Annotated in this window: 15 protein-coding genes; all 15 read left to right on the top strand. The window is 49.6% G+C overall.

All coding sequences use genetic code 11. The annotated features are described in order from the left end of the window. The 15 genes from flgI to PsAD5_RS18360 all read left to right on the top strand — a co-directional run bounded on the left by flgI (nucleotide 1) and on the right by PsAD5_RS18360 (nucleotide 15707). The gene (gene flgI, locus PsAD5_RS18430; protein ID WP_063293153.1) at nucleotides 1-1125 is read left to right on the top strand and encodes a flagellar basal body P-ring protein FlgI; all 1125 of its coding nucleotides are present in this window, start codon (nucleotides 1-3) and stop codon (nucleotides 1123-1125) included. A 150-nt stretch (nucleotides 1126-1275) separates the two neighbouring features. Then, nucleotides 1276-1755, top strand: coding sequence for a MotE family protein (locus PsAD5_RS18425; RefSeq protein WP_208980743.1), 480 nt, complete (start codon nucleotides 1276-1278; stop codon nucleotides 1753-1755). Further along, complete coding sequence (gene flgH / locus PsAD5_RS18420; RefSeq protein ID WP_063293152.1) at nucleotides 1752-2462, top strand: flagellar basal body L-ring protein FlgH; 711 nt, start codon at nucleotides 1752-1754, stop codon at nucleotides 2460-2462. Before PsAD5_RS18425 ends, flgH begins: the two co-directional genes overlap by 4 nt. An 11-nt stretch (nucleotides 2463-2473) precedes the next feature. Next, nucleotides 2474-2983 (top strand): flagellar basal body-associated FliL family protein, encoded by a 510-nt coding sequence (locus PsAD5_RS18415; RefSeq protein WP_057466019.1) that lies wholly within the window; start codon nucleotides 2474-2476, stop codon nucleotides 2981-2983. Then, entirely contained in the window at nucleotides 2983-3738 is a 756-nt protein-coding gene (gene fliP / locus PsAD5_RS18410; RefSeq protein WP_063293151.1) for a flagellar type III secretion system pore protein FliP, read from the top strand. Before PsAD5_RS18415 ends, fliP begins: the two co-directional genes overlap by 1 nt. A 189-nt stretch (nucleotides 3739-3927) precedes the next feature. Further along, the gene (locus tag PsAD5_RS28685; RefSeq protein WP_063293150.1) at nucleotides 3928-5157 is read left to right on the top strand and encodes a flagellin N-terminal helical domain-containing protein; all 1230 of its coding nucleotides are present in this window, start codon (nucleotides 3928-3930) and stop codon (nucleotides 5155-5157) included. A 221-nt stretch (nucleotides 5158-5378) separates the two neighbouring features. Further along, the gene (locus PsAD5_RS28680; RefSeq protein WP_063293149.1) at nucleotides 5379-6566 is read left to right on the top strand and encodes a flagellin N-terminal helical domain-containing protein; all 1188 of its coding nucleotides are present in this window, start codon (nucleotides 5379-5381) and stop codon (nucleotides 6564-6566) included. A 196-nt stretch (nucleotides 6567-6762) separates the two neighbouring features. Then, nucleotides 6763-7098 carry a hypothetical protein gene (locus tag PsAD5_RS18395; RefSeq protein ID WP_063293148.1) on the top strand — a complete coding sequence of 112 codons (336 nt, stop codon included), beginning with the start codon at nucleotides 6763-6765 and terminating at the stop codon, nucleotides 7096-7098. Between the two features lie 135 nt (nucleotides 7099-7233). Then, nucleotides 7234-8916: a flagellar basal-body MS-ring/collar protein FliF gene (gene fliF / locus PsAD5_RS18390; protein ID WP_063293147.1), complete on the top strand. Its 1683-nt coding sequence runs from the start codon at nucleotides 7234-7236 to the stop codon at nucleotides 8914-8916. After that, the gene (locus PsAD5_RS18385) at nucleotides 8913-9545 is read left to right on the top strand and encodes a hypothetical protein (protein WP_063293146.1); all 633 of its coding nucleotides are present in this window, start codon (nucleotides 8913-8915) and stop codon (nucleotides 9543-9545) included. Before fliF ends, PsAD5_RS18385 begins: the two co-directional genes overlap by 4 nt. A 5-nt stretch (nucleotides 9546-9550) precedes the next feature. Further along, nucleotides 9551-11272, top strand: a complete 1722-nt coding sequence (locus PsAD5_RS18380; RefSeq protein WP_063293145.1) for a flagellar motor protein MotB — start codon at nucleotides 9551-9553, stop codon at nucleotides 11270-11272. Further along, a complete protein-coding gene (locus PsAD5_RS18375; protein WP_063288341.1) occupies nucleotides 11272-12510 on the top strand; it encodes a hypothetical protein in 1239 nt (412 codons plus the stop codon). Before PsAD5_RS18380 ends, PsAD5_RS18375 begins: the two co-directional genes overlap by 1 nt. Continuing rightward, entirely contained in the window at nucleotides 12510-13883 is a 1374-nt protein-coding gene (locus PsAD5_RS18370; protein ID WP_063288342.1) for a flagellar hook-length control protein FliK, read from the top strand. Before PsAD5_RS18375 ends, PsAD5_RS18370 begins: the two co-directional genes overlap by 1 nt. Further along, nucleotides 13840-14415: a transglycosylase SLT domain-containing protein gene (locus PsAD5_RS18365; RefSeq protein WP_063288343.1), complete on the top strand. Its 576-nt coding sequence runs from the start codon at nucleotides 13840-13842 to the stop codon at nucleotides 14413-14415. The genes PsAD5_RS18370 and PsAD5_RS18365 overlap by 44 nt, the downstream gene beginning before the upstream one ends. A gap of 89 nt (nucleotides 14416-14504) precedes the next feature. Next, entirely contained in the window at nucleotides 14505-15707 is a 1203-nt protein-coding gene (locus tag PsAD5_RS18360; protein ID WP_063293144.1) for a flagellar hook protein FlgE, read from the top strand. Nucleotides 15708-15716: the final 9 nt, after the last annotated feature.

The following is a 15716-nucleotide window of genomic DNA, read 5'->3' as shown; positions in this document are numbered from 1 at the left end:
GTGCGTTCTGTAAGCCGTTCTCTGGGGGCAATTTATCTTGCTTTTCTTGCTTTGTTTTTATCGTTTGACAGTGCGTCTGCACTCGTCCGTATCAAGGATATAGCTGATCTGCGCGGCATGCGTTCTAATCAGCTTGTCGGCTATGGTATTGTGATTGGTCTGAATGGATCAGGCGATACCATGAGGAATTCTCCGTTCACTGAGCAGTCTTTGCAATCCATGCTTGAGCGCATGGGGGTGAACGTTCGAGAGTCTAACTTAAGATCAAGAAATGTAGCGGCGGTTGTTGTAACTGCCGAGTTGCCTCCCTTTATTGGGAATGGCGCCCGTATTGATGTTTCTGTCGGATCGCTCGGCGATGCGGCATCGTTGCAAGGCGGAACGCTTCTTGTGACGCCGTTGATGGGGGCTGATGGCAACGTCTATGCGGTTGCTCAGGGTTCTGTTTCTGTATCTGGCTTTGCGGCCACGGGTGATGCTGGTAGTTTGACACAAGGTGTTCCAACTGCCGGAAGTGTTTCAAATGGCGCGCTAATTGAGAAAACGCTACCTGATTATTTCTCTTCGCTACCACAGCTGGTGCTGGAACTTAAAAATCCAGACTTTAAGACCGCTGTACGAGTGACGGATGCAATCAACGCATTTTCACTGAACCGCTATGGTTTGAAGCTTGCGAGTGAGCTTGATTATAGATCAGTTCAGGTACAACGCCCTGCAGGTATCAGCTCAGTTCGTTTCATTTCTCAGATCGAAGGCCTGATGGTTCAGCCGGATACGCCAGCAAGAGTAGTTGTGGATGAGCGTACTGGAACCGTCGTTATCGGTCAGAATGTGCGGATTTCAACAGTTGCTGTGACGCACGGCAATCTGACGGTTCGTGTTTCTGAGCGGCCTGAAGTCTCTCAGCCGTCACCGTTCGCACAGCAAGGCGAAACGACTGTTGTGCCGCGCACGGATATTGATGTGGTTCAGGAAGATGGTCAGTTGCAGTTGATTGGTGGAACTGATTTGCAAACTCTGGTCAGAGGATTGAACCGTATTGGTCTGAAGCCAAGTGGAATCATTGCAATCCTTCAGGCGATTAAGCAGGCAGGGGCTCTCCAGGCAACTCTCGTGGTCAAATAAGACTGCACGGCAATTGGATAAGCCACGGGCAAGCTTGTGGCTTCACTGTACCGCTAAACCTATTGGAACTGAGTTGTAATGCCTCTCTTAAAGCTCTCTAAGAAGAAATTCTTTCCCCTTAAGTGTGCAGCGGTATCTCTCGGTTTGTGCATGTCGCTTGTAAGCGCAAGTGCTCAGACGAACGAAGCCGAGACAGAAGAACTGAGTGCCGCAATTGAGCAGGCCAAGAACTACTGCGAAGCGATTGCTGATCAGGCAAAAGATGCTCGGATTGCTTGGCAAATGCGTGCTCTGTTTGATGTTGAGCATCAGATGAAAGCCAAGATTACGGAGCTCGACGCTAAGATTGCTGAGTTGCGCATGTGGGTGAAACGTCGTGATGAAATCCTGCAGAGAGCGGAAGGGCATGTCGTTAATATCTATGCCAACATGCGTCCGGATGCAGCGGCGCTGCAGTTAACGTCTCTGGATGATGAAACAGCAGTTTCAATTCTTCTCCAGATGAAGGCGCGGAAAGCCAGTTCAGTGCTTGCTGAGTTGGCCTCAGAGCGCGCAGCGTATCTTACTGATCTGATGGCAGAACTTACAGCTCGAAAGGCCGCCAAGCAAAGTATGGGAGTTTCACAGTGAAGCGCACTTTGGTATGCATTATCGCCGCAATTACGCTCACTGGCTGTAATGCTATGAAAAACGTTGGCAAGGAGCCGCATCTGACCCCACTGGGGCAGGGGCTTCAGCCAAATGTTGCAAACTTGCCGGCAACCCCAGCGAAAAGTGGCGGCCGTTCAAATCGCGCTTATCACGGGCTTTGGGCCGACGGAGAGCAGGATTTCTTCCGCGATCCGCGTGCAAAGCAAATTGGCGATGTTCTTACCGTTGCGATCAAAATCAACGATAAGGCCAAGCTGGACAACTCCAGCGAGAGAAAACGCGACTCATCCCGATCTACCGGTTTGAAAGGTGCATTTTCCTGGGCGGGTGTTGATTCTGGAGAAGCAGACGCAAGCATTTCTGGGACTGGTGCGACCAGCAGTAAAGGTGAGGGCGCAATTGACCGCAGTGAAGAGATCAAGCTTTCCATTGCAGCAGTCGTGACCAAAGTGCTTGCCAACGGCAACCTGATCATTTCCGGGCAACAGGAAGTTCGTGTGAACTATGAGGTTCGTGTTCTTTCGGTTGCTGGCATCGTGCGTCCTGAAGACATCACAGGCCGGAACACTATTGAGTATGACAAGATCGCTGAAGCGCGTGTTTCCTACGGTGGCCGTGGCCGCGTGACGGAAGTGCAGCAGCCAAGCGTTGGTCAGCAAATCATTGATATCATTAGCCCACTCTAAAGGAGGCTTCTATGGCTCTTAAACCACAGTTGCCAAAGCCACAGTTGCCAGCCTCCGAGAATTCTTGGGTCGGTGTAGCCGTCGCGGCCATTGTCGTGACGGCCGTTGCAAGTGCTGGTGGAATGGGGATCGGCTCTACGCTGGTCGATCAGGTGCACGGCAAATATTTGGAAGAGCAAAAAGCCAACAGTGGTGCTCTGATCAATCCGGAATATACAGAAAGCAGTCAGATTGTCTCATTGAAGCCAATCGTGACCAACCTGTTGTCTTCCTCTAAGAACTGGATTCGTATTGAAGCCTCAGTTGTTTTGATGCAGCGCGGTATAGAAGAGCAAGATCACTCCTTGCTGGTCAAACAGGTTGAGCAGGATCTGTTGCTCTACGCCCGGACCTTAGGGCCACGCCAGCTCGAAGGCACTCGTGGTTTGCTGCGTTTGCGTGATGATCTCAATGAACGCGCCAAGATGCGTGGTGGCAAATTTGTCAAGGAACTCGTCCTTGAATCTGTGGTGATTCAGTAATGCGTTATTTTGCGTTTATTACGGGTTTTTTGAGTTTATTTGCCCTGTTTTGGGTCGCTCCGGCCTCGGCTCAGGATATTAACCTGAGTGATCTGCTCCCAGCAGGGCAGGCGTCTGCAAGTGGCCGGATTATCCAATACGTCATGATCCTGACGGTGCTCTCGTTAGCGCCTGGGATCCTGATCATGGTAACAAGCTTCACGCGGTTCGTTGTGGCTTTATCATTCCTGAGATCCGGTATCGGTCTGCAAACGACGCCTGCAAACATCATCATGATCTCCCTGGCGTTGTTCATGACCTTCTACGTCATGGCACCAACATTCGACACCGCGTGGAAAAATGGTCTGCAACCATTAATCAAAGAGCAAATCACAGAAGAAGTCGCCTACGAGGAAATGACTAAACCGTTCCGACGGTTCATGTTGGACAATGTTCGCGAAAAAGATCTAGTCCTCTTCGATGATCTGGCAGTGAGTGCATTCAACTACGAAAAAGATGCGCCCATCGAAGAGCTCGACCTTCGCGTTCTCATTCCGGCCTTCATGATATCAGAACTACGACGCGGTTTCGAAATCGGCTTCCTCATCGCATTGCCCTTTGTCGTCATTGATATGATTGTTGCGACAATCACAATGTCCATGGGCATGATGATGCTCCCCCCAACAGTCATCTCTCTCCCCTTCAAGGTGTTATTTTTCGTCTTGATTGATGGGTGGTACCTGTTAACGGGTGGTCTGATAAGATCGTTTACTTAAACTTAACCACGAAAAGCCCCGTTTCGGGGCTTTTTTCTACTCAGGTAAATGAGTCAGTTTGGCGTAAGGCTAGTGAGTCATCGTTAGCTTCTGTTACAGGCTTTGACCTTCAAAGTGCATGATGCAATTCTGTAACTCCGGGAATTTGATCCGGAATGTCCCAATTCTTCTTATTAAGGGACAAACAATATGTCTTCTCTTTTGACCAATTCATCCGCAATGGTAGCTCTTCAGACTCTGAAGGGTATCAACAACAGCATGGCGGAAACTCAGAACCGTATCTCCACCGGTATGCGTGTGAGTGATGCATCTGATAACGCGGCTTACTGGTCTATTGCAACAACCATGAAATCAGATAACAAAGCACTGAGCGCTGTTCAGGATGCTTTGGGTCTTGGTGCTGCTACTGTTGACGTTGCCTTCACTGCAATGGACAAAGCAGTTGACGTTGTTGATGAAATCAAGGCAAAGCTGACCACTGCAAAAGATGGTACTGTTGATAAAGGCAAGATCCAGGCTGATATCAAACAGCTGCAGGAGCAGCTGCAGACCATTGCATCCTCTGCAAACTTCTCCGGCGAAAACTGGCTGCAGCAGGATAAAGCCGCTGACAACCTTGCTAAGGAGATTGTTGGTTCCTTTACGCGTACTGCGGATGGTCAGGTTGAAATTCAGAACATTGACGTAGACACAAGCTCTATCGTTCTGGTTGATACCAATGCTGATGCGGCTGCCAATAGCGGTATTCTCTCCCAGCAGTTTGGTGCTATTGATGGCAATGATGTCGATCTCGCTGATCTTATAGCTGCGAATATTGGTACTCCAACAGGTACAATCGATGGCGGTGATCTAGATATTACTTTCTTTGATGGTGCAGTTGCTACTGGTACCGCTTATGAAGGTCTAGAAGCTGATGCGTTGGAAGCTCTAGTAATTGAGCATTATAGCGATCCAGCCAATGCGCCGGCTGCTGGTACTGGTGGTGCGCCAACAGCGACTGAAATTGCAGCTCTCTTTGTAGGGGGTGGGGCGTTGAATGCTGATGCTACGGCAGTAGATGCTAAGTTCACCGAACTCGCTGAAGACAACATTCTTACCTTTGATGTTGGTGGTTTGACAGACTCTGTTGCTGACAAGGCTATCTTGAATGCAATCTATGAGCGTGTTGATGCAACACTTCAGACCATGACTGGTGCGGCGACCGATCTTGGTTCGGCTAAGGCGCGTGTTGACATGCAAAAGCAGTTCGCAAGTGATCTGTCTGATGCGATTGATCGTGGTATCGGTCAGCTCGTTGATGCGGACATGAACGAAGAGTCTACTCGTCTGAAAGCTCTTCAGACTCAGCAGCAGCTCGGTATTCAGGCGCTGTCCATCGCAAACAACGCTTCTCAGAACATCCTCAGCCTGTTCCGTTAATCCGGAAATCTCTGAGAACCCTAGAAGCTTTGAGGCCCCGGTTAATTGCCGGGGCTTCTTTTTTGTGTTGCATTTTATCTATATGTGCAGCTTCGCGTAAGCTTCGTGAGTCATCTTTAGATCTGTTACAGGCTTTGAACTTCAAAGTGCATGATGCAATTCTGTAACCCCGGGAATTTAATCCGGAATGTCCCAATTCTTCTTATTAAGGGACAAACAATATGTCTTCTCTTTTGACCAATTCCTCCGCAATGGTTGCTCTTCAGACACTGAAGGGCATCAACAACAACATGGCGGAAACTCAGAACCGTATCTCCACCGGTATGCGTGTGAGCGATGCATCTGACAACGCGGCTTACTGGTCTATTGCAACAACCATGAAATCAGATAACAAAGCACTGAGCGCTGTTCAGGATGCTTTGGGTCTTGGTGCTGCTACTGTTGACGTTGCCTTCACTGCAATGGACAAAGCAGTTGACGTTGTTGATGAAATCAAGGCAAAGCTGACCACTGCAAAAGATGGTACTGTTGATAAAGGCAAGATCCAGGCTGATATCAAACAGCTGCAGGAACAGCTGCAGACCATTGCATCCTCTGCAAACTTCTCCGGCGAAAACTGGCTGCAGCAGGATAAAGCCGCTGACAACCTTGATAAGGAGATTGTTGGTTCCTTTACGCGTACTGCGGATGGTCAGGTTGAAATTCAGAACATCGACGTAGACACAAGCTCTATCGTTCTGGTTGATACTAACACTGATGCGGCTGCCAATAGCGGTATTCTCTCCCAGCAGTTTGGTGCTATCGATGGTAATAATGTCGATCCTGCTGATCTTGTAGCTGCAAACATTACTGTTACTGGTTCCACTGCTGGTGGCGATTTGGCTATCGCCTTTACTGATGGTACTGTGGCCTATGAAGGCCTTGAGATTGATGAGTTGGAAGCATTGGTTATAGCTGAAGCTGCAGCCTCAGGTACTGATCCAGCGGATGGTACCGCTGTTGCGGCATTGCTTACAGGTACTTTGGCTACAGCTGCTGGTGCAATTGAGACTAAGTATACTGAACTCGCTGAAGATAGCCTTCTCACCTTTGATGTTGGTGGTCTGACTGACTCCGTTTCTGACAAAGCTATCTTGAACGCGATCTATGAGCGTGTTGATGCAACACTTCAGACCATGACTGGTGCAGCGACCGATCTTGGTTCGGCTAAGGCGCGTGTTGACATGCAAAAGCAGTTCGCAAGTGATCTGTCTGATGCGATTGATCGTGGTATCGGTCAGCTTGTTGATGCGGACATGAATGAAGAGTCTACTCGTCTGAAAGCACTTCAGACCCAGCAGCAGCTCGGTATTCAGGCTCTGTCCATCGCAAACAACGCTTCTCAGAACATCCTCAGCCTGTTCCGTTAATCCGGAAAACTTTGAGAACCCTAGAAGCTTTAAGGCCCCGGTTAATCGCCGGGGCCTTTGTTTTTAACTACGATAAAATTTTAGATAAAATTGTTACAAGTCAGGTTAAGGCAAGTTCAATAAAATATACCATTATTTGAAATAAGCTTTCTTAAGCTTTGTCTCGTGTTGGTTGTTTTGAGTTGTGCGGTGCTTGATGTTAAGTAATCAGTTGAATATCTCCAGGCAAGGAGATCAGGAGGCAGGTCAGGTCGACCTTTCTGTGCTCACATCTGAGCAGAAGCTCGAAGGTTTGACGTTTGCTCTGCGGGGCAATGAGCGCTTCTGGAGTTCTGTTGTAGCGCTGGCGCGAGATGTGCTTTTTGAGCAAGAAGGGCAGCTTCGTCAGATCGAATGCGGTGCAAATACAATTGTAGCAATCAATGCAACGGCTGATCGGGTGAGCAAGCGCTTAAAAGGGCAGGGCTGTGGTTTGACTGTAAATGGTCTGCCGAGTATTCAGCGCATCACCCACGCAGGCGCATATACCTGATACTGTTAGTTTTCTTCGAAATAACTTGTATTGCCTCGGAGAAACCGTGGATTTTCGCCCAATGTAAATCCTGATCACGTTCGCGCAAGGTTGAAAAGCGAAGGTAGCGCCATTGATACACCTGCAGAGGTCGCAATGGCAGCTCGTGAAAACGCCGAAAAAATCTATGGTAATCTGGCCGAGTTAGGTGCAAAGCGCCTGATGGTGCTCGCTTTTATTGGGTTATTTACGTTTGTTGCGATTGGCGCAGCAGCATATCTCTTGTCCCGTCCGGAGCAGGAAATTCTCTACGCTAATCTGGAGAGGGACGATGTCACTCAGATCGGCATGGCGTTGCAGGCCAGCGGTGTTCCGTTTGATGTGAACGCAGATGGTACGTCGATTTCAGTCGGTGTTGGCGCAACGGCTCGTGCTCGTATGCTGCTGGCGGAAAAGGGTCTGCCGCGCGGATCGGGTGCAGGTTACGAGCTCTTTGATGAAATGGGTTCCCTGGGGCTGACGTCCTTCATGCAGAGCGTGACCAAAGTCCGTGCTCTTGAAGGTGAAGTTGCTCGCTCAATCCAAAGTATGCAGGGCGTAAAAGCTGCTCGCGTGCATTTGGTTCTTCCGGAAAAAGCAACGTTCAGACGCGAGAACCAAAAACCAACAGCGTCCGTTCTTATTCGCACCGAGGGTGTTCAGACAAACTCGGTTGCGCAATCTATCCGTTACCTTGTTGCAGCTGCCGTTCCGGGTCTTACTGCAGAGGCGGTGACGGTTCTTGATACTGAGGGTCAGCTTCTTGCCGCGGGTGAAGATGCGCAGAGCGCGTCCACTGGCCGTAAGGCAATGTTGGAAGCTGATTTGGCGTCGCGTAAGGAAAATGCGATCCGCCAGGCGCTGGCACCTTATCTCGGTGTAAATAACTTTGAGGTCAGTGTTTCTGCCTCTGTGAATACAGACAATCAAAGGGTTTCCGAAACCTCCTATGATCCCGAGACGCGTGTTGAGCGATCTTTCCGCGTGGTGCGCGAAAATGCGAGCGCTCAAAATGCTAGTCTGGAAAATCCAACCACTGTTGAGCAGAACCTGCCTGAAGAGGCGGTGTCATCGCAATCCGGTGAGCGCTCTTCAGAGGAAAATGAACGCCGTGAAGAGCTGACGAACTACGAAATTTCATCACGCACAGTCGAGACTATCTTTGATGATTATCGTATTGATCGCATGAGCATTGCTGTGCTGGTTAATCGTGATCGTCTTGTTGAGGAATTAGCACGTCGTGTCGAAGGGCAAAAAGGCGATGCTGTTGTTGATGGTGCCGAAGCAGATCTGACCGAAAAGGTCGAAGAGATCGAAGAAATTATCGCAACAGCAGCCGGTGTTGATATCGCGCGCGGCGATAAGGTTTCTGTTTCTGCTGTGAACTTTATGCTGGCTGGTGAGCAGCTCGCTGCAATTCCAGAGCGGACCTGGCAGGATGTGTTGATGCGCAATATGGGATCAGTGGTCAACGCTGGTGCAATCCTTATTGTTACGCTGATGATTATTTGGTTCGGTCTGCGCCCAGCTGTCGCCTTCCTTATTCCTAAATCTGAAGAGGTTGAAGAAGGTTTGCCGGTTGGTGCCAACTCCAACGCTGTTCGTGATGGTGAAATTGAAGGCGAAGATGGCCAGTTGCCAGATTACACAAACGGGGACGGCATGTCTGGTGAAGGCGTTGATGCGACCGTTGTAAACCGTGATAATCTTCGCAAGCTTGAGCGTGCTGTCGAGATGGATGACATGCAGGCTGCAATCATTCTGAAACAGTGGATGTATGATCAGGAGCGTGCTGGATGACACGCGGCATCAACGACTATCTAGCAGACTTTACGACAGATACAGGCGTTACCACCAAAGACCTTCAGGATATGCAGGAAGTGATCTCAATGCTTCCGAAAGGGTATGGCGAAGGTGGAGACTGGGTTAACCGTGTCTTCGAGGCTTATGAAAATGGGTTCTCAGAGGGAGAAGAAGCTGCCAAGTCGGGTGCAGATGAGCGCGTCAAGAAGATGCGTGAAGAATTAGACGTTGAGCTGATCGAGCGAGAAAAAGCATTCAAAGAGGGGGAGGGCGAGAAGTTAAAGGAAGCTTTTCAGCAGTCTCTCGTCGAAATTGAAGACAGACTGTCTAAGGCAGTCTCCGAAATTCTGGTTCCGTTTATCGAAGAGAGCGCACGGGATCGTGCTGTAACTTCATTGGTGCAGGTCGTGCGTCAACAACTCTCTGAAACGCCTGAAGTCGTGCTTGAGGTAACTGGGCCCGAATATTTATTTGATTTGTTCGGCAAAAAAACTGGTGAACTTTCAAACACAATTAAATTTTCTGAAAACTCCAGCACTGATCTCGTGGTGAAGGTGTCTGACATGGCGCTTTCCACCGGCCTATCGGAATGGTGCGAGGAGCTTCGCAGTACGCTGGGAGAGTAGTAGCCATGGCGTTGGAACCACAAGAACTGATTATCGTTCGCAGGCGTAACAGCGACATGATCACCGTCCCTAAGTCTGGTGTTTGGAAGATTGCTTATGCAGATTTTGCAACTGCGATGATGGCATTCTTCCTTCTCATGTGGTTGGTCAATGCATCCGATGAGGCTTCTCAGCGCGGTATTGCAAGTTACTTCAATCCGATCAAACTAGTAGATTCTACCGCAAGCCCAAAGGGTATTCGAGATCCCGAAGAAACGCCGTCGATTACTGATAGCGATGAAGGTGTCGATGATGGTAAGCCTATAGGTGCTGGCGGTACGGAGAAAAAGGGCCCAACATCAGGTGGTGGCGCAGACAGGCCAGAACCTGTTTCCGATCGGGAGACCGGTGAGAATTCAAAACTCGCTGGTGCGAACGCCGAAGATGGTGGTGTTAAGCCAATCAATGCCATTAGTCGTGATTATGAGCGTGATGCCCGCTACAGCGAAGCACAGCTTTTTGATAACCCTTATGCAATCCTTGCTGCGCTCGCTGCAGAAGCAGAATCTACTGTCGAGACAGACGGCTCACCTGGAACAGGTGGTTTAGGCTCGCTCAAGATGGCGAAGACCCCAGTTCTCTTTGCACTTCCTAACCGTGATCCAGATGGGCAAGGTTTGGCTGACGGAACCAGTTTCCGCGATCCGTTCGATCCCTCTGGTTGGCAAGAAGATGAACTGCCTGGAAATGCCCCTTTACTTGCTCAAATTCCGATCCTTCATGAAAAAGAAGAAGGTATTCCGGCGAATGAGTTGACCGCAGAGCAAATCAAAGTCTTGGAAGAAGCTTCCGAACTGGCGCGTGGAGGTAAGAACCTTCCGGCAGTTTCGGGCGAGGCGTCCGCTGAGAATTCAGTGATTGTAATCGGTGATGCTCCAGACGGTGAAGGTGAGAGTTTTGCCGAGGGAGAAATTCTGAAGCAGCTTGCTCAGAGTCAGGCAGACGCAGATGGCGAAGATGCTGTGATGACGCGCCTTGTTTTCGCTGAAGTGAAAGCAGGAACAGCAGCCGCTGACGATGCTGAGCAGGATGTTCCGACACTGATCGAAGACGCTGAGGAAATTCAGAAAAACGCAAGCATGAAGGTTGATATAAAACAGCCTGATCTTGTTACAGAGCCAGTTGAACCGGCTGATGCCAAGCTTGAAGCTGTTGCAGTAATGCCTGCCGCAAAGCCTATAGAGCCATCTCAGAAGTCCGAATCTGGTGATGATGAGGACGACGAAGGCAATAAACAGCTGGTCTCTCTGGCGAACTCCGTTGGTGAAGCGCTTGAAGGAATGAAAACCGGAGCGAGCATTGAATTCACCCACTCTCAAGATGGCGTTCTGATCCGCATCATGGACAATGACGACTTTGGAATGTTCGCCGTCGGGTCCTCTGAGCCTCATCCGGATGTTGTGAAAGCGATGGAGCAGATCGCGAAGGTTCTTGAAGAAGAGAACGGTGAGATCGTCATTCGCGGCCATACAGATGCACGGCCATTCAAATCCAAGCGCAACGACAACTGGCGTCTGTCAACGGCTCGTGCCCACATGGCTTATTTCATGCTCACTCGGGGTGGTTTGGATGAAAATCGTATCGTAGGCATTGAAGGCTATGCAGACCGCCGTCTGAAGGACGTCGAAGAGCCATACGCTCCTCAGAACCGCCGCATTGAAATTATGCTGATGAAAGGGAAGGCTTGATGCTGGTTAGCGCTGCAAGAAAAGCTGGAACTTCGCTCCTGAGATCTGGACTACTGACCACTGCACTGATTTTAGCCGCAAGTCCTGTTGCGATGAACCTTCAGCCAGCATCAGCCCAGATGGTGTCAACAGCGGATCCTGATCTAATGGTTCTGGAGCTGCAGATTCTTCAAGATGAGATCATTAAGGGGAATCTGGAAGCTTACAACTTGCTGCAACCTTCTCTCATTGTGATTGGTCGTCGGTTCCTTCGCCTGGATCCTGAGATTTGGAAGTTGGAGAAAAACTCGCGTGCTGCTGTGTCATTTATGCTCAGTGGTGGATCTGGATCGGTTTTTCAGGAGCTTGCGGTTCAGGGTGTAAAGTTTACAGGTGATCCAAACCTGTTTGCCGGCGCCATGGCCTACTCGCAAGGCAATCGCCAAATGGCGTTGAACTTGTTGTTAAAGGTCGATCCAATAACGCTTCCGGTAGCTGTTGCAGGTCAGGTGGCTCTGGCGCAGGCGATCTTGATTTCCAATAATGACCCGGCAGGCGCACAACGTTATTTTGATCTTGCGCGCTTGATGATGCCTGGGACGCTTGTGGAAGAGAGCGCATTGCGCAGGCAAGCGCCAATGGTTGCAGAGCTGGGTGATACAGAAAAGTTCGAGAGACTGTCTCGTCGGTATCTGTTCCAATATAGCTCCTCTGTATTTGCCTCTGAATTTCGGGACACGGTCGCTGATGTGATCAGCGGGTCTGATTACCTGAAGCAAGAAGATGAGTGGGACCGCGTGTTCCAACTGGTATCGGAGTTTGACGAGGAATCTCAAAGCATCCTTCTCCTTCGCCTCGCCAAAGCTGCTTTGATCAGTGGGAATACCGCTTTTGCAGTTAAAGGTAGCGCCGCATTTCTTGAGCTGAATTCAGATGATGCAGAGCGTGTGAGCGAAGCCAAGCTTTATCTTTCTGCTGCCAAAGCTTCTGGTGAAGAATGGGAACAGGCAATCTCCGGTTTGGTTGAGGTAAAGGCTGCAGATTTAAGTGCGGGTAACCAATTGATCCAGGCTGCTGCAATCGCTATGGCAAATACTATTCGAGAATGGCCACAGCCAGAAACGCCTGCTGCCTCCGAGTATGTCCCTTACGTTCCACACGTTGGGCTGGATGAGAAGCTTTATGACACTAATGTGTTAGTCCCATTTAAAAACGCACTAAACGATGCAGATGAAGCACTGAAAGAGGCCGAGTTTTGATGAATGCAACTCTTCCCAATGTAGATCGTAGTGCTTCTGCTAAAGATGCAGCAGATACTCGTAAAGATTTCGCTCGTGCCGAAAAAGATGACCCATCGAACGGGTTTGATAAGGTCATCGATAAAGTTCGCGATGACAAAAAAATCCCGGATCGTCGAGATACTTCTAACGAGAAAAAAGATACAAAATCTGCATCAACAGAGAGTAAGTCTGATAAAAGCGATACTGATGCTTCAGAAGCTCTCAAAGACCTTTTGAAAAAGGCTGGCGCAGGTTCATCTGACGCCGACGGAGCTGACGATACTGTTGCGAAAGGTGAGGCTGAAGCCGCTCAAAAGGCTTCAAGCGCTGCAGAATTGCTTACGGATGAGTTGTTGGCCAAGCAGCTTGTCGTTAATGCAGCAATGACAGCTGAGCAAAAAGCTGGATTGCAGATGAGTTCAGTAACCGGCCTCGCTAATATGACCGGATCCGCCGTCACCAGTCGAGATGGGACGATGGCTCAGGTCTTGAACGCGTTAAGCTCAAAAGAGTTGAAGGCCTTGAACGGCGAAGCCGATGCGAAATCGGGTACCGCGAAAACGAGCGGAACTGCTCAGGGGCAGGGTGCCTCAGAAGTAAGCAGTCTTAAGTCTGCTAATGCTGGCCCAAAGCTTGAAGGCAGCGGTGCAATCAATTTGCCTCAGGCAGAAGGAAACGCAACTGGAGCTAAGCAGCTATCAGCTGACTTTCTGCTAAAGCAAGGCAAATCGCAACCAGACGCCTCTGTAAACCAAAATGCTGGCAAGCCTGCAGTGGGCGGTGAAGTTAAAGTGGTCAGTCTTGAGACACATCTTCCACCTGCTGAGTTGGGACGTCCTGCGCAACAGGTCGCCAGTGCTTTGTCCAAGCAACTCTCTCAGGCGGCATCTGCAGCAAATACAGCTCAGGAGTTGGCAGCTCAAGCTGCTGATGCAAAAGCGGCAAAGCCTGTTAAATCGCTCGAGATCCAGCTGCGGCCGGACAATCTTGGTGCTGTTCGTGCAAATATCCAAATGCGCGGTGGTGAGTTGGAAATCTCTCTTGTCACGAACACCCGGGAAGCAGCAGATATGCTGAAGGGTGATCGACAGGCATTGGCACGTGTTCTGCAAGATGCTGGTTATCGCACTGAGACACAAAACATCACCGTCAATTTCAAAGAGGAAGTCTCTGATCAAATGCGTCAGCCTGGGCAAAATCAGGAACGGTTCGGTCGGGGAGAGAACTCTGATGGAGATAGCGGTGAAGCTGGGGCTCAGCAAAACTGGGAGGACCAACCACATGCGGATCATGCCGGGGTAGGGCAGAATGAAGCGGACGCTCAAGATATTCGCAGCGGCATCTATTTGTAGTCTGATAGCACTCTCTGCGCAGGCGGCTGGAAAGAAGAAGGCCGTCCGCCTGTGTGAGCGTCAGATGCAGGAAGCAGCACAGCAATACAACGTGCCGCTTGGGATCCTTTATGCGGTTGGTCTGACTGAGACAGGCCGCAAAAACTCATTACATCCCTATGCTCTCAATATTGCTGGCAAGGCCTACTTCGCCGACAGCGCAACAGAAGCGCTCGCTGCGATTAAGAGATCGCGAAATCGGGGTGTGAAACTGATTGATGTTGGCTGTATGCAGATCAACATTTACTACCATCTCAGTAAGTTCTCCGATCTCCGTGCAATGCTCGATCCTTCGCAAAATGTTGCTTATGCAGCAAGATTTCTCTCTGAGTTGAAGCAGCGTGAGAAGAGCTGGACCATGGCCGTCGCCAGGTACCATGCCGGGCCAAACAACAACCCTGCACAAAAGCGTTATGTATGCCGCGTGATCAAAAATATCGTCGCGTCCGGTTACGGGAGCTGGACGCCGAACTCATTAAAATTTTGTAAATAATTCAACAGGTTTCGGGTCAGGCTCAGACAAGATTAACAAGCTTTACTGCCACGAGTTAATTTTGCAATTGATGTAGCCAGGAGCACACCATGGGCCTCTACGGAATTATGAATACCAGCGTGTCAGGTATGAACGCGCAGTCGAACAAACTCTCAACTGTCGCAGACAATATCTCGAACGCGAACACCGTAGGCTACAAACGCTACAAAACCGCATTCTCCTCCCTTGTTGGTTCTGGTAGCAGCTCCGGTCATGAATCCGGCATCGTGAACACAACCGTTGTTCAGTCCGTCCGCCAACAAGGCGCCTTCAACTTCACCTCCCGCGGTACCGATCTCGCGATCAACGGCAAGGGTTTCTTCCAGGTGCAAGATTCTCAAGGAAGTACTTACTTCACGCGTGCAGGTGACTTTGTTCTCGACAAAAACGGCCAGATGGTGAACTCAGGAGGGTATAAACTTCTCTCTGCAGGTGGAGCTCCGGTTACTGTCGATTTGAATACTCCGGTTTGGCAGGCGAGTACAACAGGTGAGCTAGGAGTGAATTTGGCTTCTAGTACTGCCGTTCGGGCAGGTCCTTTTGGGCTGCCAACCAACTTTGACTACAAGACATCTGTAAGTACTTTTGATCAAAACGGTAATGCTGTAAAGATTGATCTTGTTTATTCCAAGACTGATCAGAATATGACTGGCACTACAGTAGATGATTCAACTTGGAAAGTTCAGGCTTATAGTACAACTACCCCGCCTGTTGAACTGGCTGATGTTGATTTGGTCTTTGATGGCTCAGGAAACCTTATGGAAGGTGCAACGCCTTCACCGACTGAGTTAGCATTTACAGTGCCAAATGGCGATACACTAACACTTGACCTTAGTAAAACAGTGACTGCTGGCGATAAGTTCAGTGTTAATAAAGTTGATATCGATGGTTACGGTCCATCGACTATCAAGAATATTCGAATTGAGTCTGATGGTCGTGTCTTTGGGGTTTATGAAGGAAGTGCTGAGAAGTTATTGGATCAAATCCAAATCGTAAACTTCTCAAATCCGGATGGTTTGCAAGCAAAAAGCGGTAATGTTTACGCGGCAACCGATGCGTCGGGTGATCCAGCGGTCGGCTTCCCGGGAGATAACGGGTTCGGTACGCTTTACTCAGGAGCTGTAGAAGGATCAAATGTTGATCTGGCGGCTGAGTTGACTGAGATGGTTCAAGCGCAGCGCACCTATAGCGCGAACACGAAAGTGTTCAACGCAAGTTCTGAATTGCTCCAAGAGCTGAATAACTTACGTTAAGGGCGCGCG

The sequence above is a fragment of the Pseudovibrio sp. Ad5 genome (assembly GCF_001623095.1).
GTDB lineage: Bacteria > Pseudomonadota > Alphaproteobacteria > Rhizobiales > Stappiaceae > Pseudovibrio.
Note: the sequence above shows the minus strand (reverse complement) of the source record. Positions and strands in the feature narration are given on the sequence as shown.

Coding starts and splice junctions, on each gene's coding strand:
- PsAD5_RS28685 (WP_063293150.1), top strand. CDS start 3,928: ATGTCTTCTCTTTTGACCAATTCATCCGCAATGGTAGCTCTTCAGACT.
- fliP (WP_063293151.1), top strand. CDS start 2,983: ATGCGTTATTTTGCGTTTATTACGGGTTTTTTGAGTTTATTTGCCCTG.
- fliF (WP_063293147.1), top strand. CDS start 7,234: ATGGCAGCTCGTGAAAACGCCGAAAAAATCTATGGTAATCTGGCCGAG.
- PsAD5_RS18415 (WP_057466019.1), top strand. CDS start 2,474: ATGGCTCTTAAACCACAGTTGCCAAAGCCACAGTTGCCAGCCTCCGAG.
- PsAD5_RS18395 (WP_063293148.1), top strand. CDS start 6,763: ATGTTAAGTAATCAGTTGAATATCTCCAGGCAAGGAGATCAGGAGGCA.
- PsAD5_RS18425 (WP_208980743.1), top strand. CDS start 1,276: ATGTCGCTTGTAAGCGCAAGTGCTCAGACGAACGAAGCCGAGACAGAA.
- PsAD5_RS18380 (WP_063293145.1), top strand. CDS start 9,551: ATGGCGTTGGAACCACAAGAACTGATTATCGTTCGCAGGCGTAACAGC.
- PsAD5_RS28680 (WP_063293149.1), top strand. CDS start 5,379: ATGTCTTCTCTTTTGACCAATTCCTCCGCAATGGTTGCTCTTCAGACA.
- PsAD5_RS18365 (WP_063288343.1), top strand. CDS start 13,840: ATGAAGCGGACGCTCAAGATATTCGCAGCGGCATCTATTTGTAGTCTG.
- PsAD5_RS18385 (WP_063293146.1), top strand. CDS start 8,913: ATGACACGCGGCATCAACGACTATCTAGCAGACTTTACGACAGATACA.
- PsAD5_RS18370 (WP_063288342.1), top strand. CDS start 12,510: ATGAATGCAACTCTTCCCAATGTAGATCGTAGTGCTTCTGCTAAAGAT.
- PsAD5_RS18360 (WP_063293144.1), top strand. CDS start 14,505: ATGGGCCTCTACGGAATTATGAATACCAGCGTGTCAGGTATGAACGCG.
- PsAD5_RS18375 (WP_063288341.1), top strand. CDS start 11,272: ATGCTGGTTAGCGCTGCAAGAAAAGCTGGAACTTCGCTCCTGAGATCT.